This is a genomic window from Streptomyces cupreus (assembly GCF_014257025.1).
Classification (GTDB): Bacteria; Actinomycetota; Actinomycetes; order Streptomycetales; family Streptomycetaceae; genus Streptomyces; species Streptomyces cupreus.
Genome location: NZ_JACMSF010000206.1, coordinates 1 through 278, shown reverse-complemented (window position 1 = coordinate 278; position 278 = coordinate 1). Strand labels below are relative to the sequence as shown.

General features: G+C 70.9%; 1 protein-coding gene. It reads right to left on the bottom strand.

Going from position 1 to position 278, the window contains the following annotated elements:
* A partial coding sequence (locus tag H4N64_RS44325) for a maltotransferase domain-containing protein (protein WP_186288282.1) occupies positions 1–278 on the bottom strand: 278 nt, incomplete at both ends.

The window sequence follows — 278 nt, the reverse complement described above, 5'->3', positions numbered from 1 at the left end:
TGTCACGAACTCCCGCAGTGGATACCGGGACAGCACCCCGTCCACCTCGGGAGTCAGGGCCGCCGCGAGGCGTGCGGTCGCCGGGCGGGTCTCGTCCCTGAGGTGTTCGGCCGCGGTGAGGAGGATCAGCCGCTGGTCGGAGGGGACTTCGGTGGCCGCCCGCTCGTACAGCCGGGCGCCCTCCTCCAGGACCAGTTCCGTGTCCATCCCCGCCGGGATCTTGATCTGGGCGTGATGGCGCCAGGTGGTGACCGGATCACCCCACGCCTCCACGGTGT